The following is a 20513-nucleotide window of genomic DNA, read 5'->3' as shown; positions in this document are numbered from 1 at the left end:
AATTGAGTATTTTGTCGTAAAATATTTTTTGACATTGCACTGGAGATGTGTTTATGTTCAATAGGAATCATGTTTGTATGATTGCAGCAATGGCTGCAATATCAATGATGTCGTTCACTGCCTGCAGTGACGAGAATGTTACTTCGCCTTCGGGTGAATCTGGTTTGTCATCGGGTGAATCTGGTGATACCGTGCAAATTAATATTGGAGGTTTTACTTATACTTTCCCGGCCTGTAATGCAGAACGCGAAGGAACTTCCATAAAGAAGTTTATTGGGGATTCAAAGTATGGTTTCGACCGCTACTATAAATGTGAAAAAGGTTCCTGGGACGAAACGAGTGCAGTCGATGTTGAGTGCGCTCAATCCGATGTGAAGATTGGCGATGTTTGCCCAATTAGATATTACGGATATGTCGGTATGGGTGGCCCGATTCGTTTGAGTTGCTATGTCTATACAGAAAATGGCTGGACTAATAAGGGGGGTGTCGATTTTTATGGCGAAGATCAAAAAAGTTTCTGTGAAGAAGTCTTAAATGCGCCTCAGATTGAAACGGGATGTACGGATGGTGAAGAACCAAAAGAAATTGAAAAAAACAATAAGGTTTATTCCTATACCTGTTCTTCTGGTGAATGGCTGTTGTACTATATTAAGCATTCTGCATCTTCAGACTCTATTAGAATGATTGCAGGTGGTGATAGCGTGCAAATCTATATATATGATCGCTATCATACTTTCCCAGTTTGTAATGCGGAGCGCGAAGGAACGGTCGAAAAACTGTTTGTTGGGAATCCGAAGTATGGCTCTGATCAATACTTTAAATGCGAACAAGGTTCCTGGAATGCAAAAAGTGCAATCGATATTGAGTGTAATCAAACCGATGCGAAAATTGGCGATATATGCTCAATTGACTATGTCGGATATCTCTCATTGGGTGGCCCAATTCGTTTGAGTTGCTATGTCTATACCGAAAAGGGGTGGACATATAAGGGATATGACGACTGGTATGATCCTGCATACGCTGGAACTTGTGAAGAAGTCCTGAATGCGCCTAAGATTGAAACGGAATGTACGGATGGTGAAAGTGCTGAAAGAAAGGTCGATGATAAGGTATATCATTATGCCTGTTCTTCGGGTGAATGGCAAATACATGATGTTGAACGCTCTGAAAATAATTTGAAGTGTGATTATGAGACCAAAGGTGCCAAAACGCGTTTTTTGGTGGAAAAATCAGGTGAAGTGCTGAAGGATGTTTGCAGTGAACCGATTCCTGTTATTGGCGATGAAGTTTATGCGGAAGATTGCAATGTTAAGAATGATGGTCGTGTTTTATCGCTGTGGAGCGGAAATTCCAAGTATGGGCATATGTCGTATTATAAGTGTCAAAAAGACTCTTGGGTTGAAGGCGATATTCGCCTTACCTGTGATACCGCGGGCGTGGCTGTGGGTGATACTTGTGTTAAGCAGAATTCGATAAACGTATTCCAGGCCGGCATGAATCCTACGGGTGAGATTGTGTCTTTTGTGTATCAGGGCGATGGAATTTGGACTAAGGTTGAAACGGAAGAAATGGCAAGAATTGATAAGTGAAAACTAAAAGCGCAGACTTGTAGTTTTAGCTCTGGATGGGTGAATCCTTTCCAGGGCTTCTTTGTTTTATAGAAACAAGTTTTTGTTTTATATTTTGAAACTTTTTTTATTTGAATTTTAAAATTGCTTAAATTTGTTCAAAAACGCCATTTTTGTTTTTAAAATAATGTTGCGTTGTTTGACGTAGATTTTTATTTTATAATGAGTAGGGACATGTATGAATTTTTTTCTTACAAAAAAGTTCGAATGTGTCTTTTGTACATGTAATTGAGTATTTTGTCGTAAAATATTTTTTGACATTGCACTGGAGATGTGTTTATGTTTAATGGGAATCATGTTTGTGCGATTGCAGCAATGGCTGCAATCTCAATGATATCGTTCACTGCCTGCAGTGACGAGAACTCAGATATCACCAATGTTCCGGAAGAATCTGAACTTTCAAGCAGCTCGACGCCTTCTGTTGAGGCAGAGTCGTCTTCGAGTGAATTGGTGCTGTCTAGCAGTTCCGCACCTTCGTCGTCATCAGAAGAATCGTCTTCGTCGTCAGAAGAGGATCCTTCTGAGAGTGAATTGACCGAAGCAGATGTAAAATGCGGTGCTATTAAGCCTAATCCTGTTGACGGTGATGAGTGCTCGTATAAAGATGATGACGGCTATTTAAGGAATTTTATGTATGTTCATGATGCTTGGTGGGAATCTAAAGTTGATTCTACATTTGGTATGTGTCCTACAAACGCTATTAATAGTAGATTGTATAAAAAATCGGGTGCGGATTATTATTACTGTGCTTGGGGTAAATGGTTCCGTGCCGTTATGGTTCCTCAACAATTTACAGACCCCCGAAAAGAGGGTTTGAGTGATGAAGAATATGATGTTTTGGATTTGCCCAAAAATGCCTCGGTAGGCGACCGAGCAGAAGGTGCGCTGGAACGTTGCGTTAATGGAGCTTCCCTAATAGTTCGCGAAAGATTTGATTATGGTGTGGTCCGAGTCGAGACACAAGCCTCAGCTTACTGTGTGGCCGAGAATCATTACCGATATCGCTCAAATGGGACCTGGACTTTGGAGACGGATGAAGATTTACAAAATGATAGCAGGTTCCAAGAAATTGAGTGTACTGAAGGAAATCTTGGCGCTGAATATGAACTAGGAGATGGTAAAATTTATAGGTGCGAGAATGTGTCGGTTACCGATTTTTGCAATAAAAACACATGCAAATATAGTTGGAAACCTGGTGCTGTCGTGGTTGATGTTCGTTATAAAAGGTCAACCTTGGCAAGCCCTACGGAAGCTTGCAATGAATCGAATGATGGGGAAAAAGTTACTATTGATGCTGGTCCTATAGTTAGCGGTGATTTACCTTGTTACAAACGACTGCTTGATTACCAATGCAAATATGATTCCGAAAACTCGTCGGGTAAATGGGAAGTAGTGGGTGAAAAAAACGTTAGCTTTTATGACTAAATAAGGAGCCATGGATATGTATAATAAAATTTCTTTTTCTGCGATTGCGGCAATGGCTGCATTGTCAATGGTTTCGCTTACGGCTTGTAGTGACGAGAATACTACTTCGCCTTCGAATGAATCGGTGGTTTCGCCGGGAGAATCTGGTGATACCGTGCAAGTTCACATTGATGGAGGTATTTATTCTTTCCCGGCCTGTAATGCGGAACGCGAAGGGACTGTTCAAAAATTGTTTATTGGAAATCTAAAGTATGGCTCTAATCGAAGCTTTAAATGCGAACAAGGTTCCTGGAATGAAGTTGAAACCGGCAGCATCGATGATGCGTGTGCTAAATCCGACGTGAAAATTGGCGATGTTTGCCCGGTTGAATATCTCGGATATGTCTCTATGGGAGGCCCAATTCGTTTGAGCTGCTATGTCTATACTGAAAATGGTTGGACAAAAAAAGGTGCTGACGATTTTTATGACGAAAATCAAAAAAGTTCTTGTGAAGAAGTCTTGAATGCGCCTAAGATTGAAACGGAATGTACTGATGGAGAACGTGCTGAAAAAACGATCGATGATAAGGTTTACCATTATACCTGTTCTTCGGGTGAATGGCAAATACATGATATTGAACGCCCTGTAATTGCAGACACCGCGGAAGTGAGTGCATGTCCTGCCGAAAGCGAGGGAATGTACGAGACGGTATTAGATACGATTGCCGTGTATTACGATGGGAAGGTAATGGAATGGACTTCCTATTATCACTGCGAATCGGGAAAGTGGGTAAAGACTGATTGCCGTGACCCACTCGACGCGTGTACTGCGGACAATGAAGGCGAAATGAAGAATGTCGTATGCTCGCAGCAACCGGGTAATCCTAAGGCCGCAAAGACAGAATGGGATTTTGTATGTAAGGACAAGAAATGGGAAAAATTGTCTGCTGAGGAATCTAAGGTGGCTCAGATTAATGCGCATTGCACCAAGGACGATACGAAAATAGGAGATATTTGCAGTATCGTTTCTGGCGGAAATGTGGCTTTCGGAATAATGCCGAATGTTCTAAATTGCTATGTCTATACCGAAGAAGGCTGGGTCTTGAAGGCTAACGGCCGCGTTAACTCGACTTGCGAGGAACTTGTGAACGCTCCTGCGGATTCTGCTGTGGCGATGTCTTCTGTTGCACCGTCGTCTTCGTCGATGGTTGAATCCTCGTCGTCGAGTTCTGAGAAAAAAATTAAATGTTACGAGACTGATGGTAAGATTGGTGATGTTTGTGCTGATGCCTACCCTTCTTATGTCTCACAACTCTTGCATGGGGGGATAACTGCTGGTCCGATTATTATTGATTGCTATATCTATACTGAAAAAGGTTGGAATAAAATGGGCGGAACTCTGGAGGATTGGTGGGAAAAAATGGGTTATTCGAGAGATTCGCTCGAGGGTGATCTGCTCGAGGGAGATCTGCACATTTGTAAGGAGTATGCTGCTGTTTATGAAAAATGCGCAATAGAGGAGCCAATCACTGGTGATACATGTTCGTATGAAGTTGATGGGGAAGTGTACTATTACTTTTTTAAGTATGATGTGTGGTCAAAGAATAAAGAATGGTGATGATGAATTTTAATCGTATTTCCGCCGTTGCGGCGACGGCTTTTACCGTGACTTTGCCGTTTTCCCTGTTGGCTTGTAGCGAGTCGAACCCTACAAATGCCGACGATCCTATTGCATATTCTGAACCTGCGCTGGAAACTTCGTCGTCTGTTACGGATTCTTCGGAATTGCCTGCAACTCCATGTACCGCCGAAAATGAAGGCCAAGTTGAAACGAAATATTATCAAGAAGGAACATCGATGATGGATACTCGTGGGTATCATGAGTATTTTCGGTGCGAACAAGGAACTTGGATTAGACGAGGCGAATGGGTGAAATGCGGTACTGACGGAGTACAGGTGGGCGATTTATGTGATTTAACATCACATGATGGTGTTAGTATTAGGTCTCCGTATAGTTATTCTACTTTGTATGAGTATGTAGGTGGTGGTATTTGGAATGAATTTAAACCCTGCGATGGCGATAGCTTTGGTGAGTGTAATTCGGTGAAAAAAATTGATGTGGTGACGGAAAATGGCCGAGTGACAAAGTATTATAAATTTGAAACAGAGTCTTGGAGTGAAATTAGTGATTTCGATTACAACTGCGCTACGAGTAGTACTGTTCACAGTGAAGATACTTGCGTATTTGAACGAGATGGTGAAATTCAAGCTTATATATTGAATTGGGAAAATTATCTATCTGGTCCGCACGAATGGGAGAAGATTGATTATGATCCTGTACTTGGTTATTGCTCGCGTTTTGATTATCAAAAATATGGGGTGCGGGATGAAAAACTTTATTATTGCGGAGATGACAAATGGGTTGAAACAGACTTGATTCCTCGTCAGTATACAGACGCACGAAAAGAGGGTTTGTCTGATGATGAGTTTGACGTCTTGGATTTGCCCAAGGAAGCTTCTGTCGGAGATATTGCAGGAGGCTTATTGGAAGTTTGTTATTCCAAGGATGTTCGAGTTTGTGTGCCTCAACGTTATTACCGATATGATGAAAATGGATCATGGAATTTGTATGTTTCTTATCGACTTGTTGAAGATGGTGGATGGAAGTTGTATGCTTATTATCGGCATGATGAAAGTGGGTTATGGTTGCTGAACGCATCCGATGATGAAAATAGTCCGTGTACACCAGAAAACGAAGGTGCGGAAATAGTTGTTTTGCCTAAGGTGTATATATATCCAACGCGTAATCTCCCATGCTGGGGTCTCTGTATGGATTCGCGGTCACGGTTTGAACGTGGCGCTATTTATCAGTGTACTTCTGGCAAGAAGGTGTTTAAGGATTATGCCTTTGAACGGACAGAATAAAAAAGTTTAGAAAAAAAAGGAGTTGGTGATGATGAACTTTAGAAGTGTTGCTGTCAATACGGCAACGGCTTTTGTCGTGACTTTGCCGTTTTCGCTGTTGGCTTGTAGCGAGTCGAACCCTACAAATTTTGACGAACCTGTTGCGTATTCTGAACCTGCGCTGGAATTGTCTTCAGGATCGGAATGTCAGGGAATAAGTATTCCTGAAGGTTTTTTATGTCTGCAAGAGAATTGTAATGCTGAAAATGAGGGACGAGTTATAGCTGCAGAACATGGTAATTCAAAGTATGGATATCAGGTGCTTTATGCTCGGTGCAAACAGGGCTCTTGGACAAATGTCGAACCGTGGGCTGCTTGTGATACTGCTGGGGTAGCTGTTGGTGACACTTGTTCAGAAGCGACTTTCAAGGGTGGATTCCAATTTGGTGGTAGTACCCATGCTTATTACATCTATGCGGGCGATGGAGTCTGGAAAGAAATAGAACCTGTCCCTGTTGATTCTAGCGAATCAATAAACCTGAAATTAGGAAAATGTTCCTCTGAAAATGAAGGAAAGGTCGAGGTGATTACGGAATATAAAGCGGGTCATGCCACTGCATCCGACAGATACGGTAGTCCGGCGTATTATCGATGCGAAAGTGGTTCGTGGGTAAAAGGTGATATTACACTTACTTGCGATACCGCTAATGTACAAGTCGGTGACGCTTGTATAAAAACTGTGTCTCGTCCTCCGAATCCTATGGGCATTACTGCTATCTATACTTATGCTGGCGATGGAAATTGGACTCCTGATGAATGTAATAGTGCTGGTAGTGAATATGCTAAAAAATTGACGGTTGGTGCCGATAGAAAAACGGAGTATTTCCAATGTACAAGTTGGTACGGATGGCGAGAAATAGATGATGTCCAATACGCTTGTTTTGCGGAATTTGCTGATAAAGACACCTGTGTGATTGACGCTGGCGACGAAAAAAGTTATTATAAAAAAGAACTTGAGCCGACTACATATGCCTCCTTTTGGAAGAAAATCGATGGTGAAAATTCGTCATCTGCGACTGAATTGCCCTCGATAGAGTGTAATTTGCAGAATGAGGGTTTGTATGAAACTGTAATTGACACGGTTACCGTGTATCCTGATGGACAGGTTTGGGATCGGGATGTGTATTATCATTGCGAATCGGGCGAATGGGTGGAAACGAAATGCCGCGACCCGCTGGAAGCGTGCGCTGGCAACAACGAAGGAAAATATCAGAATGTTGTTTGTAGCAGCAATCCTGGGAATCCCAAGGCGTCAAAAACAACATGGACCTTTAAGTGCATGGACAATAAGTGGAAAAAACTTTCTGATGAGGAAGTGAGGCAACTTAAGGCTGAAAAGGATAGCGCTGAGGTTGAAGGAATTTGTAATGAGCAAAATAAGCCGGAACCTAAGTTGGGCGATGTTTGTAGCATTTCTAGACAAGGCGGGAATACCACATTTGGGATAGTATATACCACGTTGGTTTGTAATGTCTATACCGAGGACGGCTGGGTTGCAAAGTGGTGGGGTACTCCTTCTGAAAAAAGTTGCGAGGAAATTCTTGCGACACCAGCCGATACGATTCCCGCCGAATAAAAATTTGTATATTATGAAAGTGAGATGATTACCATAGGGGAGCGTGTTATGAAAAATTCTCGTCAAAATTTCTTTTCGAATACGGCAATAGCTTTGTCCGCATTTTTGTCGTTTACGCTGCTGGCTTGTAACGAATCGAATCCTGTAAGTTTCGATGTGCCGGTTGCATATTCTGAGCCTGCGCCAGGGGCTTCGAGTGCGCTAGAATCTTCGTCATCTGTTGTGGCGATGTCTTCTAGTATTGCGTCTTCTTCTTCTGAAAAAAATTCGGTTTCGCCTATAGACGACATGTACAGTCACTGTAACACAAACCTCGGCATAATTACCGATGATTGCTTTTCTTCTAAGTGCGATGCTGAGAACGAGGGAAAGGTAGAAACGAAATGGATCGGGAATGCAAAGTATGGAGGCAATTCCTACTTTAGGTGCGAAAAGGGCTCTTGGGTTAAAGGTAATATTAGCCTTACTTGCGATACCGCAGGTGTGCAAGTGGGGGACACATGTACAAAATACCCTAAACTTGGAATCTTTGCCGCAATGAACTCTATGCCAGGATCTAATGCCATGAAATTTATCTATAAGGGCAACGGCGTCTGGAAAAAAGTAGAAGATTCTCCGCAGGAAGTGGTGGAGTCCTCTTCTTCGGTAGAAACATATTCGTCTTCAAGTTCTAGCAGAGAAAATGAATGTGAAGGGACAGATGGTGAAATTGGCGATGTTTGTGCGGATTCCTATATTTCTTTTATTAACTATGAATATCATGGTGTAAATTATGGACCGGTAGTTATTAGTTGCTATATCTATACAGAAACTGGTTGGAAAAAGATAATGACAAATACGGATATTGAATTGCATAAGAAGGGGTATTCGACTGATTCGTTAGAGTCTCTTTGTAAAGAATTTGCTGCTGTTTATGAAAACCCTGAAACGCCTGTTGATTCGGTGACGGTGCCTGCCGATACGACTCCCGCCGAATAACCCTCTCTTTTTCGACTGACTCTTTGGGATTGCATGCCGCAATCCCTTTTTCTTTGGTGCTCGCCTTACGCAAAAGTTCTATATTTTAGCCCGAAAAAAATTAAAGGACAATTACAATGGCAAAGTATAATCCGCAAGAAATCGAAACCAAGTGGCAAGCCTACTGGGAAGAACATCAGACGTTTAAGACTGGCGAAGACAAGTCCAAGCCGAAGTATTACTGCTTGGATATGTTCCCGTACCCGAGTGGTGCTGGCCTCCATGTAGGCCACCCGGAAGGTTACACTGCAACGGATATCATTTGCCGCTACAAGCGCAGCCGTGGTTTCAATGTGCTTCACCCGATGGGTTGGGATGCTTTCGGCCTCCCTGCTGAACAGTATGCCATCCAGACTGGTACGCATCCGGCCATTACGACCAAGAAGAACTGCGACAATTTCCGCCGCCAGATCAAGCGCCTCGGTCTCTCTTACGACTGGAACAAGGAAGTCAACACCACCGACCCGAAGTATTACAAGTGGACGCAGTGGATTTTCAAGCGCCTTTATGGCACCTGGTTTGATGAAGACCAGCAGAAGGGCCGCCCGATTGAAGAACTCCCGATCCCGGCCGATGTTGAAGCCAAGGGTAAGGACGAAGTCCGCAAGTACCGCGACGGCAAGCGCCTCGCTTATTACGCCGACGCTCAGGTGTGGTGGTGCAAGCACTGCAAGATTGTGTGCGCAAACGAAGAAGTCTTGAATGACGGCAGCCACGAAAAGTGCGGCACCAAGGAAGTGGAACGCCGTAACCTCAAGCAGTGGCTCATGCGCATCCCGCATTATGGCGATCGCCTCTTGAAGGGCCTCGACAAGCTCGATTGGCCGCAGGGCGTGAAGGACATGCAGAAGAACTGGATCGGCAAGAGCTACGGTGCCGAAGTTGATTTTGCTATCGCCGATGCTGAAGGCAAGCCGACCGAAAAGAAACTCCGCGTTTACACGACCCGTTGCGATACGTTGTTTGGTGCAACTTACATGGTCGTTGCTCCGGAACACGCTATGGTGCCGGAACTCACGACTGCCGAACAGAAGGCCGCCGTGGAAGAATACGTGCACGCCGCCGCTTTGAAGAGTGACCTCGACCGTACGGAACTCGCCAAGGAAAAGACCGGCGTGTTTACCGGTAGCTACGCCGTGAACCCGCTTACCGGCACGAAGATTCCGGTGTGGGTCGCTGACTATGTTTTGACGGGCTATGGCACTGGCGCTATCATGGCTGTGCCTGCTCACGATACCCGCGACTTCGATTTTGCAAAGAAGTTCAACCTCCCGGTGATCTGCATTATGGAACCGGATGCAAGCTGCCCCGAAGATGTAAAGCCGCTCGTGCTCAAGGGCGAAGCTTGCTGGGCTGCCGACGGCACCTACATCAACAGCGAAAATGCAACGCTCTGCCTGAACGGTCTCAACAAGAAGCAGGGTATCGCCAAGGTCATCGAATGGCTCGAAGCCAACAAGATCGGTAAGGCTACGGTGAACTACAAGCTCCGCGACTGGCTCTTCAGCCGTCAGCGCTACTGGGGCGAACCGTTCCCGATTATCCACTGGGAAGATGGCGAAATCTCTACCGTCGATGATTCCGAACTGCCGGTGCTGTTGCCGGAACTCAAGGACTACAAGCCGGGTGACGGCGGACAGTCTCCGCTCGCCAACGCTACCGAATGGCTTCAGGTCGTCGATAAGAACGGCCGCAAGGGTATCCGCGAAACGAATACCATGCCGCAGTGGGCTGGTTCTTGCTGGTATTACCTCCGCTACATCGATGCTTGCAATGGCGACGCATTTGTGGCAAAGGAACTTGAAAAGTACTGGATGCCGGTCGACCTCTATGTGGGTGGTGCCGAACACGCCGTGCTTCACTTGCTCTACAGCCGTTTCTGGCACAAGGTTTTGTTCGATCTCGGCCTCGTCTCTACCGATGAACCGTTCCAGAAACTCTTCAACCAGGGCATGATTCTTGCCTTTGCATACGAAGATGCCGCTGGTTCCAAGGTCCCGACTGACGAAGTCGAAGAAAAGAACGGCAAGTACTTCAAGAAGGGTACTGACATCGAACTCAAGCAGATTGTGGCTAAGATGAGTAAGTCCCTCAAGAACGTCGTGAACCCGGATGACGTTGTCCGCGATTACGGTGCCGACAGCCTTCGTTTGTACGAAATGTTCATGGGTCCGCTCGATGCTGTGAAGCCGTGGCAGACCAAGGGCATCGAAGGCATGAACCGCTTCCTCGGCCGCGCCTGGCGTTCTGTTGTCGGTGACAGCGATGAAGCCCCGGTCTTTGTAGATGAAACCGCTCCGGAAGCTATCGAGAAGGTGATGCACCAGACCGTCATCAAGGTCACGAATGACATCGAGAACATGAGCTTCAACACCGCCATCAGCCAGTTGATGATCTTCAACAACGAAATGATGAAGATGGACAAGCGCTACCGCGAACCGTGCGAAACGTTCGTGAAGTTGCTGCACCCGTTTGCCCCGCACATCGCCGAAGAAATGTGGAGCATCCTCGGTCACGAAGGCTCGCTCACGAATGTCGCTTGGCCGGAAGCTGACCACTCCAAGGCTGTGGAAAATACCGTCGAAGTCGTGTTCCAGGTGAACGGCAAGGTCCGCGCCAAGGCATCTGTCGCTAAGGACATGGACAAGGCCGCCCTCGAAAAGCTCGCCATGGACAACGACCGCGTTAAAGAATTTACCAAGGGAATGACTGTCGTCAAGTCGATTGTTGTGCCGGGTAAGTTGGTCAACATCGTCGTGAAGCCGGCATAAGGATTAGCCTGCCCCGGACTTGTTCCGGGGTGGTTCCGGGCAAGCTTGTGAACATCGTGGTAAAGTAACAATTACGTCATCCTGACGCCGAAGGCGGAAGGATTCAGTGATTTAAAAAATCCTAAATATTAGAAAAAGCTCTGAAGTCCACCTTCAGGGCTTTCTTTTTGCTGTTTTTATATATTTTGTGAAACGGAAAATGATTGTCATCTAATGGAACTTTTTATGGAATGGAACGCCTCGGTCAAGAAACAAATTGAATCCCGCTTGATGGAAAAGGAAAACTCGCTTGCAAAATACGCCTGCAAGTCTGCTGCTGCGGTCCGCTATCACGAATTGCCTGACGATATTCGCCCGAATTTTTCCCGCGATGCGGACAAAATTATCCATTCCTATTGCTATAGCCGATACATTGACAAAACACAGGCGTTTTACCTTGTTGAAAATGACCACATCACGCACCGAGTGCTGCACGTGCAACTGGTCGCAAAAATTGCAAGGACCATTGGGCGCTTTTTGAATCTGAACGAAGACTTGATTGAGGCGATTTCGCTAGGTCACGATGTGGGTCATACGCCTTTTGGACACGATGGCGAAAAAATTGTCTCGAAGTTTTTGCAAGAGCGCGGTGAAGGAATTTTTGAACACAACGTTCAAAGCTTTAGACTGTTCAATGATCTCGAAGCGCACGGCAAAGGGCTGAACCTTACCGCGCAAGTGCTCGACGGAATCATCTGCCACAATGGCGAAATCCTAAAAAATGAATACGGCTGCAACCGCAGCAAAACTCCAGAAAAACTGCTGGAAGAATACAGAAATAGTTTGGACGGAACGCTGAAATCGAAAGAGATGGTCCCGATGACATTGGAAGGATGCGTCATGCGAATTTCGGACGTGATTGCGTATGTTGGCCGCGACATCGAAGATGCCATCATCTTGAAACTAGTGAAGCGCGAAGACATCCCCCAAGAAATCACGAAAATTCTCGGAAGCAAAAATAGCGAAATCGTCAACACGCTTATTACAGACCTTGTCAATAATAGTTTAGACAAAGAAACGCTTATCTTTTCGCCGGAAGTTTTCAATGCGCTTAATCAGCTGAAAAACTGGAACTACAAAAACATCTATTTGAATCCGAAAAAGTCAACCCAGGATGAAAAAATCAAGATGATGTTCCGGACTGTCTTGGAAGAATGCCTTGATGAACTCCAGTCTGGCGTGAAAAAAGCAACAGGAATCAATCACTGGTGCGAATCACTGGGCGAAAAGTACAGAGAAACGACATCGCTCCCGCGCATTGTCGCCGATTACGTCTCGGGAATGACCGATGACTACCTGATGAACGCCTATAAGGAAATCGTGATGCCCAAGTCGTTCGGCGTGAGCTTTGGGGAAAAGTAATGAACTTGTTTCGTTATGTAAAATTTTATTACTCCCCTTGCCGACATTTCTGATATTAGGTACATTAAACGCCGACGCATCTCGCTATACAAAGGCGAGGTGCGTTTCTGTTTTTATCCCTTATGGATTTTTTGCGGGGACGCCTCTAAAATCAACAAGTTGCAAAATGTTGCAAGGAGGCTGTATGTCAATGCCAATAGATATAGAAGCTCTGCTGAACAAACAGAGAATTGAGAGTGAAAGAATCGAATTCAAAAAGGGTTGGAACCCAAATTCAATTTACCATACCATTTGCGCGTTTGCCAATGATTTCGACAATCTTGGTGGTGGGTATATTCTTGTTGGTGTAGAACAAGATGAAAGGGGTGTCGCCAAACGACCTGTTGTTGGAATTGATATTGAAAGGATAGATGGTATCTTAAAAGATATGGTGGGATTCAATAATAAGTTTGATCCATTTTATCAGCCAAGAACTTCTATAGAATCTATTGATGGAAAGCGGGTGCTTGCAATATGGGCGCCTAGCGGAGTCTTTAGACCTTATGCAATTTCTACGGATGTTGCGGTTAAAGGGAAATGCGAAAAGGCGTATTACATTCGTTCGGGAACGAGCTCTGTGGTTGCAAAAGGCGAATCTTTGGACCAATTGCGCGATATGGCTAATCGCCTGCCCTTTGATGAACGACCCAATCCAAATATTGCTTTGTCTGATATATCTATGGTGTTACTTCGAGATTATTTGGCGAAGGTCAACAGTAAATTGGAACAGGACCTTTTTACTCAACCGCTAGAACAGACTCTCGAACAGATGGATTTGATGACTGGTCCGACTGAAAATAGAATGCTCAAAAATGTTGCTGCAATGATGTTCTGTGAACACCCTGAAAAGTTTTTCAAGTATGCGCAGACCGATATTGTAATTTTTCCTGAAGGACGAATTGATGGACCTGACAATTTCAGTGAGACGACTATTTATGGAAGTATTCCGCAGCAGGTGAATGGCGTATTGACATATCTGAAAAATACACTTATTCGGGAATATGTCGTAAAGCAGAAAGATGTTGCAGAGAGCCTTCGCTTTTTCAATTATCCCGTTCGCGCATTGGAAGAGGCGGTTGTGAATGCTCTATACCATCGAGATTATCAGCAATATGAACCGGTGGAGATATCCGTTGAACCGGAGGGCATTCATATTCTCAATTTCCCAGGACCAAATAGTACAATACCGATGGATGCTATAAATGCTGGGAATAGACTGATATCTAGGCGCTATCGTAATCGTCGATTAGGCGATTTCTTGAAGGAAATGGAATTGACGGAAGGTCGCTCAACAGGAATTCCGACTATCCAGCGTGAATTGAAAAAGAACGGGTCGCCACGAGCGGTCATTGAGACAAATAGTGAGCGAGAATACATTAATCTGTTTATCCCTGTTCACGAAGGCTGCGGGGATATTGTGGTGCTGAATACATCAGAAAGTTCACCAAAAAGTTCACCAAAAAGTTCACCAAAAAGTTCACCAAAAAGTTCACCAAAAAAGCGTTCTAAAACATCGCTTGAAATAGAAAAACTTTTGAGGAAAAATCCTGAGTTGACAACTGAGCAGATTGCTGGAAGGCTAGGAATTACCAAAAGAGCTGTGTTGAAAAATTTGGAAAAAATGAAAAATATTTTAGTTCACGAAGGCCCCTCTAATGGAGGTTTTTGGAAACTTGTGGATGAATAATGAATTTCCAACAAAAACCTCGCTATAATTCTCTAAATGTGCTAAAAAATATGAGATTTAGAGAATTATAAGCACTTTTTTGCGGTATAACTCTCTAAATGTCACTTTTTGAGTGATTTTTCTTCCACAAAAAATGTCCGCTCGAAGGCGGACGTTTACTATAGATTTCCCGGCGTATCGCCGCCCCTTTACTTCCCTTCTTCCTTGTCCTTAGGCAATACCAAATTCAAGACTACAGCGAGGATGAATACCACGGCGACGCAGTTTTCGGCGAAGATGGTCTGGATGATCTGCGGGAAAATTTTGAACATCTGCGATGCGGATGTGAATCCTAGGCCGGTGCTTAAGGACAAGCTAACGATAATCATGTTGCGCTGCGAGAAACCGCTTTTTGCGATCATGCCGAATCCTGCGAAGAGGATGGAACCGAACATCATGATGGTGCAGCCGCCGAGAACGGCTTGCGGGATGGTCGTGAGGAGGGTACCTACGGGCGGGAAGAGGCCGCCGAGGAGCATGATGCCTGCGCTTGTTGCGATGGCGAAGCGGTTCACAACGCCAGAGAGCGAGGCGAGGCCGACGTTCTGGCTAAAGGATGTAATCGGTGTGCAACCGAAAAGTCCGGAAATAGAGCTGACAAAGCCGTCGCAGCTGATGGCGCCTCCCATTTCGACTTTGTGGATCTGGCGCTTGAGGGCACCGCTGCAAAGGGCGCTGGAGTCACCGACGGTTTCTGTGGCGGACACGAGATAGATGGCGATGACGGAGAGAATGGCGCCCAAGTTAAATTCCGGGGTGAACGGGAGGAATTTGGGGAGTGCGAAAAAGCCGTTGCTTGTGATGCCTGAAAAATCGACCATGCCCATGAAGAGCGCGAGGATGTAACCGACGATGAGGCCGACGAGCACGGAGAGCGAACGGAGAAATCCCTTGGCGAAAACTTGCGTGAGTAAGCAGGTGAGAAGCGTAACGCTTCCGACAATCCAGTTCTGTGCAGAGCCGAAGTCAGCAGCTCCTTGACCGCCCGCGAATGAATTGGCGCCGATGGGGAGTAGCGAAAATCCGATGGAGGTCACGACGGTGGCGGCGACGATGTGTGGGATGAGCTTGAGCCAGTATTTGGCGCAGAGGCCGAGAAGTCCTTCGACGATACCACCAACGATGACGGCGCCCATGAGCGTTCCCATGCCTTGTGATACTCCGATGGAAATGGAGACGGAGAGAAATGTGAAACTGATGCCCATGACGATGGGGAGGCGGGAGCCGATTTTCCAGACAGGGTAGAGCTGGATGAGCGTGCCGATGCTTGCGATAATCATGCAGTTTTGGATGAGCGAGGCGGTAAGGCCTTTTTCAATCCCGACGACGTTTGCAAGGATGATGATCGGCGTGATGTTGCTCACGAACATGGCGAGCACGTGCTGCAAGCCGAATGGAATTGCCTGTAAAAGCGGAACGCGTCCGTCGAGCTGGTAGATGTTGTCCGAAGTCTTCATGGCAAGCCTCGTTTACTGTTCGCGGAACTTGATGAATCCAGTTTCGGGGTCCATGCTATCGACGATGGCGATGGATTCGAGGCGGACGCCTGCGGCGCGGAGTTTTGCTCCACCGGGCTGCATGCCCTTTTCTATCGCGATGCCTACGCCGACGAGTTCGGCGCCTGCTTGCTTTACGAGGTCGATGAGCGCCTTGCTGGCTTCACCGTCGGCGAGGAAATCGTCCACGATGAGAATTTTGTCGGTCGGCTTGAGGTACGGGCGCGAAACGAAAATGTCGTTGAACTTTTTGTGCGTGAAGGAGTATGCCTTGGCTACGTACTTGTCGTCGGTGCTGTTGACGGTCTGACCCTTCTTGGCGAATACCACGGGCACGTCGTTCAGGTAGGCGATAAATGCCGCGATGGCGATACCGCTTGCCTCAATGGTGAGTACCTTATTGAACTGGACGTCGGCAAAACGGCGTTTGAACTCTTCGCCGATTTTTTGCATCAGGCGGATGTCAATTTGGTGGTTTAAGAAACTGTCAACTTTAAGGACGTTGCCGGGTTTGACTACGCCATCGGCAAGGATTTTTTGCTCAAGGAAGTTCATGCATGAAATCTAGCAAAAGGCAAATTTTTTGCAAAGACCGCATATTAATAAGGGCATGCCCAAATTTCCTTAGAAATGGTCAAATTCTCCATATATATGTAAAAGATAAGGATTTACGCCCGTTATAGCGGGGCTTTTGCTAGGGTAATAGTAAAAAAGTATAAAAGTTTAGCCTTGACTAATTAGCCTTGGCTTACTAATTTTAGTCTTGTCTAATAAAATTAGGCGACGTTAACGTTTAAAGGATCATCAAATATGGAAAACAATCACGTAAAGCTCAGCCAGAGCCTCGAAGACTATCTGGAAATGGTGCATATGCTTCGCTTGGCAAACGGGATTGCCCGTGTCAAGGATATTGCCGCCGCCCTTTCTGTGAAGATGCCTTCTGTGGCAAAAGCGATTCTTGAACTTAAAAAGCTGGGCCTTGTGACTCAGGAACCCTATAGCGGTGTGGAACTCACCGAAGAAGGGCGTAAGGCGGCTGCCGATGTGCTGAACCGCCATATTCTTTTGAAGGGCTTTTTAATCCGTCTCGGCGTTTCCGAAGCTATTGCGGACAAGGACGCCTGCAGCATGGAACATATTCTTTCGGCTGAAACCCTTTCGATAATCGAAGACTTCATGAAAAAAGGAAATGAAGGTGTCGTTGCGAAAAAGGCGAATGCATTAAAGGCAAAAAAAGGAAAATAACAATGGGTTGTAATTGTGGTTGCGGCGGCAAGTCGCAAACTAAAAAATGGGATTTGGAACCGAAATTTTCGGATCTCAAGAAGGGCGACAAGGTTGAAATTGTCGGCTACAATGAGGGCGATGCCCGCTACAAGTCCAAGCTTTTGTCTATGGGACTTGTCCGTGGTGTAACGCTTGAAGTCTTGCAGATAGCGCCTCTCGGTGATCCGATCGAGGTGAGTGTTTTGTCGTATCGTTTGTCGCTTCGCAGACAAGAAGCGAACGTTCTTAAATTGAAGAGGGTCTAATGGCTCCGAAGCTTTTTACTATTGCAATTGCCGGTAACCCGAACTGCGGTAAAACGGCTCTTTTTAATGCCCTTACGGGTGCTCGCCAGAGTGTTGGTAACTGGCCGGGCGTGACTGTCGAAAAGAAGGAAGGCTTTTTTGAACTCGGTAACCAGCATATCCGCGTGGTGGACTTGCCGGGTACTTATGCGCTTTTCGCGAATGCCGAAGACGAACGCGCCGCTGTGGACTACTTGCTCACTCGCGAAGCGGACCTCATTGTCAATATCATTGATGCCTCGAACATTGAACGTAACTTGTTCTTGACTTCTCAGCTTGTCGATATGCAGATCCCGATGGTGATTGCGGCGAACATGATCGACATCGCGGAAAAGCGCGGCTTGCATTTGGATTTGGATATCCTCGCTGAACGTTTCGGTGTGCCGGTGATTCCGCTTTCTGCCGTGAACGAAAGAAGCATCACGAACTTCATCAGCGAAATGGCGCATGTTGTTGCGGGCAAGAAGATGACGCCCAAGGCGATTGATTACGGCGAGAAGGTTGAATCTGCTATCAAGTATTTGGAGCCGAAGGTTGAGCCGGTTGCAAAGCTTTTGGATGCGGATGCCCGCTGGGTTTCGCTCATGTACTTGGGCAACGAAAAGAGCTATGCAGACAAGTTTGCAGAAGCCAAGGTCCAGATTAACAAGGCCGAAGTTACGCAGATTCTCGGCGAAGAAAGCGAATTTGCGATGGCGGATTCACGCTACAGCTTGGCTCACGAAATTGCAGGCAAGACGATTCTTTCGAACCGTTCTAAGAGAACCTGGTCCGATAAGCTTGACTCCGTGCTTTTGAACCGTTGGGCTTCGCTCCCGATATTCCTCTTGGTCATGTACCTGGTCTTCTGGGTTGCAGTGACGATCGGTTCTGCGTTCATTGATTTCTTTGACGTGCTGTTTGGCGCTATCTTTGTGGATGGCCTTGGCTACTTGCTCACGGATGTGTTCCATGCGCCGGGCTTTGTGTCTGCAATCCTCGCCGATGGTATCGGTGCCGGTATCCAGACGGTGTCGACGTTCATTCCGGTCATCTTCTTCATGTTCCTCTGCCTTTCGTTCTTGGAAGACTCAGGTTACATGGCACGTGCGGCTTTTGTCGCGGACCGCTTTATGCGATTCCTCGGACTCCCGGGCCGTGCATTCGTGCCGATGATGGTTGGCTTTGGTTGCGGCGTGCCGGGCATTATGGGCTCTCGCGTGCTCGAATCCAAGCGTGAACGATTCCTCACGATTTTCCTCGTGCCGTTCATGAGCTGCGGCGCTCGCCTCCCGGTGTATGCGTTGTTTGCAGCTGCATTCTTTGGAACGCAGGCAGGGACGGTCGTGTTTGCCCTCTACCTCGCGGGCGTTCTCTTTGCGATCGTGTACGGCTTGATTCTTCGCCGCTCCTTGTTTGTGGGTGAGGCTAGCAACTTTGTCATGGAGCTGCCGCCTTATCACTTACCGAAGTTCAAGTCGCTCATGATCCACTCTTGGCTCCGTTTGCGTGACTACGTGATTCGCGCCGGTAAGGTGATTACGATTGCGGTTGCAATACTTGGCTTCCTCAACAGCTTTGGTTTTGTGGACAAACTTTACACCGAAATCAATGGTGAAAAGACCGAAATCGTGAAGAGCGAAGAAGGCTACGCCATGGTGCAGGACGAAAAGGAAGTCCCGCTCCCTGAAGGTGTTGTGATTGACGAATCCAAGGTCCAGACGGAAAGCGAATTTACGGCGGGTAACGGTGATTCCGAAAACAGCTTGCTTTCTGTAATCGGTAAGGCAATTACCCCGGTTTTTGAACCATTCGGTGTTGAAGCCAATAACTGGCCGGCTTCTGTGTCCCTCTTCACGGGCCTCCTTGCTAAGGAAGCTGTGATTGGTACGATGAACTCGTTGTACTCTATGGCCGGCCCTGGCGATGCTTCGGCTGCTGCCGAGACCCCGAAGGCTGCCGAATTCGCTGCTGTTGAAAAGGTGGCTGAAGCCCCGGCGCCTGCTGCAGAACCGGTCGCAGTTGCTGATAGTGCTGACGCTCGTCATCCTGAGCAGAGCGAAGGATCCAGTGAAGTCGCTGTTGCTGATTCCGTAGTCGCTGATAGCGCGGTTGTCGCAGACAGTGCTGCTGCTGAACCTGCCGCCGCTGAAGAAAAACCCCTTATCGCAGGCGTGGACGAATGCCCTGCCGAAGAAGAGGAAGAAGGTGGTGCTCCGGATATTCTCGGTGCATTCAAGGAAGCTCTTGGCACGATTCCGGAAAACTTGAGTGAAGTCTTCGGCTCTCTCACGGACATTCTCGGAACATCTGGTGAACTCGAAGCGCAGAATGCCGCAGAACTCAAGAAGGTCACGCTTGATAAGATTCTTGATGCAAAAGCGATTACTTGCGAAGAGTACGCTTCTATCGAAACCTTCAGCGAAGATGAAGGTGCCGACAAGGCCCGCGAAGAAGTCTTTGCAAAGCTCGCTGCCGCTGGTCTCACGCTGAGCGAAGATGAAATCGGCGCTCTCGAAGAAGGCGACTTGAGCGAAACGGCTGACATCTATGCCAACCTCCGCTCTTACTTCCACAACCCGGACAAGAACGGAAACCCGGTCGATGGATTTAACTGGCAGGTGTTTGCATTCCTCATCTTCATCTTGCTCTATGTGCCGTGTCTTGCTGCGATGGGTGTCGTGGTTCGCGAAATCGGCCTTGGACTCGGTGTGCTGATGGCTGTGGTGCAGACAGTCCTCGCTTGGGCTGTCGCTGTACTCCTCTACCAGGTGCCGGTCGGTGGCAACGTGTTCTGGATTGTAAGCTCGATCATCGTGCTTGTGGCAACATTCGTGTTCCTTAAGCTCTTTGGTATGAGCGCAAATAAGAAAGGGCGTTTCGAAGACTAATTGCATTTGAGTCAAGAATCATTATTAAGGGCTGGTAGGCCCAAAACCTG

At 46.6% G+C, this 20513-nt stretch carries 14 protein-coding genes; 12 read left to right on the top strand and 2 right to left on the bottom strand.

Annotated features, from left to right (window positions below):
• Window positions 1-77 precede the first annotated feature (77 nt).
• The 9 genes from B7991_RS08910 (at window position 78) to B7991_RS08860 (ending at window position 14487) form a co-directional block, all read left to right on the top strand.
• Window positions 78-1589 (top strand): hypothetical protein, encoded by a 1512-nt coding sequence (locus B7991_RS08910; RefSeq protein WP_088630495.1) that lies wholly within the window; start codon window positions 78-80, stop codon window positions 1587-1589.
• Between the two features lie 318 nt (window positions 1590-1907).
• Entirely contained in the window at window positions 1908-3053 is a 1146-nt protein-coding gene (locus B7991_RS08900) for a hypothetical protein (RefSeq protein ID WP_088630493.1), read from the top strand.
• A 16-nt stretch (window positions 3054-3069) separates the two neighbouring features.
• Window positions 3070-4650 (top strand): hypothetical protein, encoded by a 1581-nt coding sequence (locus B7991_RS08895; RefSeq protein ID WP_088630492.1) that lies wholly within the window; start codon window positions 3070-3072, stop codon window positions 4648-4650.
• Window positions 4644-5957 (top strand): hypothetical protein, encoded by a 1314-nt coding sequence (locus tag B7991_RS08890; protein ID WP_088630491.1) that lies wholly within the window; start codon window positions 4644-4646, stop codon window positions 5955-5957. Before B7991_RS08895 ends, B7991_RS08890 begins: the two co-directional genes overlap by 7 nt.
• A gap of 28 nt (window positions 5958-5985) precedes the next feature.
• On the top strand, window positions 5986-7572 hold the full coding sequence (locus B7991_RS08885; RefSeq protein ID WP_088630490.1) for a hypothetical protein: 1587 nt from the start codon (window positions 5986-5988) through the stop codon (window positions 7570-7572).
• A gap of 48 nt (window positions 7573-7620) precedes the next feature.
• Window positions 7621-8550, top strand: coding sequence for a hypothetical protein (locus B7991_RS08875; RefSeq protein WP_141099859.1), 930 nt, complete (start codon window positions 7621-7623; stop codon window positions 8548-8550).
• Between the two features lie 116 nt (window positions 8551-8666).
• Window positions 8667-11360, top strand: a complete 2694-nt coding sequence (gene leuS / locus B7991_RS08870) for a leucine--tRNA ligase (protein ID WP_088630487.1) — start codon at window positions 8667-8669, stop codon at window positions 11358-11360.
• Between the two features lie 213 nt (window positions 11361-11573).
• Window positions 11574-12761 (top strand): deoxyguanosinetriphosphate triphosphohydrolase family protein, encoded by a 1188-nt coding sequence (locus B7991_RS08865; protein ID WP_254917907.1) that lies wholly within the window; start codon window positions 11574-11576, stop codon window positions 12759-12761.
• 184 nt (window positions 12762-12945) lie between these two features.
• A complete protein-coding gene (locus B7991_RS08860; RefSeq protein ID WP_088630485.1) occupies window positions 12946-14487 on the top strand; it encodes an RNA-binding domain-containing protein in 1542 nt (513 codons plus the stop codon).
• 188 nt (window positions 14488-14675) lie between these two features.
• Here B7991_RS08860 and B7991_RS08855 read toward each other — a convergent pair whose 3' ends face one another.
• Window positions 14676-15983: a nucleobase:cation symporter-2 family protein gene (locus B7991_RS08855; RefSeq protein ID WP_088630484.1), complete on the bottom strand. Its 1308-nt coding sequence runs from the start codon at window positions 15981-15983 to the stop codon at window positions 14676-14678.
• Between the two features lie 12 nt (window positions 15984-15995).
• Entirely contained in the window at window positions 15996-16577 is a 582-nt protein-coding gene (locus B7991_RS08850; protein ID WP_014546335.1) for a xanthine phosphoribosyltransferase, read from the bottom strand.
• Between the two features lie 255 nt (window positions 16578-16832).
• Between B7991_RS08850 and B7991_RS08845 the strand changes: the two genes are divergently transcribed.
• From B7991_RS08845 to feoB, 3 genes are read left to right on the top strand one after another with little or no spacing between them, the layout of a single operon-like run.
• Window positions 16833-17267, top strand: a complete 435-nt coding sequence (locus B7991_RS08845) for a metal-dependent transcriptional regulator (RefSeq protein WP_085491381.1) — start codon at window positions 16833-16835, stop codon at window positions 17265-17267.
• 2 nt (window positions 17268-17269) lie between these two features.
• On the top strand, window positions 17270-17554 hold the full coding sequence (locus B7991_RS08840; RefSeq protein ID WP_015732083.1) for a FeoA family protein: 285 nt from the start codon (window positions 17270-17272) through the stop codon (window positions 17552-17554).
• Window positions 17554-20463, top strand: coding sequence for a ferrous iron transport protein B (gene feoB, locus B7991_RS08835; protein ID WP_088630483.1), 2910 nt, complete (start codon window positions 17554-17556; stop codon window positions 20461-20463). Before B7991_RS08840 ends, feoB begins: the two co-directional genes overlap by 1 nt.
• Window positions 20464-20513 lie beyond the last annotated feature (50 nt).

The sequence above is a fragment of the Fibrobacter sp. UWB3 genome, from assembly GCF_002210405.1.
Lineage (GTDB): Bacteria > Fibrobacterota > Fibrobacteria > Fibrobacterales > Fibrobacteraceae > Fibrobacter.
This window is presented reverse-complemented; position numbering and strand designations above follow the sequence as displayed.

Coding starts and splice junctions, on each gene's coding strand:
- B7991_RS08910 (WP_088630495.1), top strand. CDS start 78: ATGATTGCAGCAATGGCTGCAATATCAATGATGTCGTTCACTGCCTGC.
- B7991_RS08900 (WP_088630493.1), top strand. CDS start 1,908: ATGTTTAATGGGAATCATGTTTGTGCGATTGCAGCAATGGCTGCAATC.
- B7991_RS08895 (WP_088630492.1), top strand. CDS start 3,070: ATGTATAATAAAATTTCTTTTTCTGCGATTGCGGCAATGGCTGCATTG.
- B7991_RS08890 (WP_088630491.1), top strand. CDS start 4,644: ATGGTGATGATGAATTTTAATCGTATTTCCGCCGTTGCGGCGACGGCT.
- B7991_RS08885 (WP_088630490.1), top strand. CDS start 5,986: ATGATGAACTTTAGAAGTGTTGCTGTCAATACGGCAACGGCTTTTGTC.
- B7991_RS08875 (WP_141099859.1), top strand. CDS start 7,621: ATGAAAAATTCTCGTCAAAATTTCTTTTCGAATACGGCAATAGCTTTG.
- leuS (WP_088630487.1), top strand. CDS start 8,667: ATGGCAAAGTATAATCCGCAAGAAATCGAAACCAAGTGGCAAGCCTAC.
- B7991_RS08865 (WP_254917907.1), top strand. CDS start 11,574: ATGGAACTTTTTATGGAATGGAACGCCTCGGTCAAGAAACAAATTGAA.
- B7991_RS08860 (WP_088630485.1), top strand. CDS start 12,946: ATGTCAATGCCAATAGATATAGAAGCTCTGCTGAACAAACAGAGAATT.
- B7991_RS08855 (WP_088630484.1), bottom strand. CDS start 15,983: ATGAAGACTTCGGACAACATCTACCAGCTCGACGGACGCGTTCCGCTT.
- B7991_RS08850 (WP_014546335.1), bottom strand. CDS start 16,577: ATGAACTTCCTTGAGCAAAAAATCCTTGCCGATGGCGTAGTCAAACCC.
- B7991_RS08845 (WP_085491381.1), top strand. CDS start 16,833: ATGGAAAACAATCACGTAAAGCTCAGCCAGAGCCTCGAAGACTATCTG.
- B7991_RS08840 (WP_015732083.1), top strand. CDS start 17,270: ATGGGTTGTAATTGTGGTTGCGGCGGCAAGTCGCAAACTAAAAAATGG.
- feoB (WP_088630483.1), top strand. CDS start 17,554: ATGGCTCCGAAGCTTTTTACTATTGCAATTGCCGGTAACCCGAACTGC.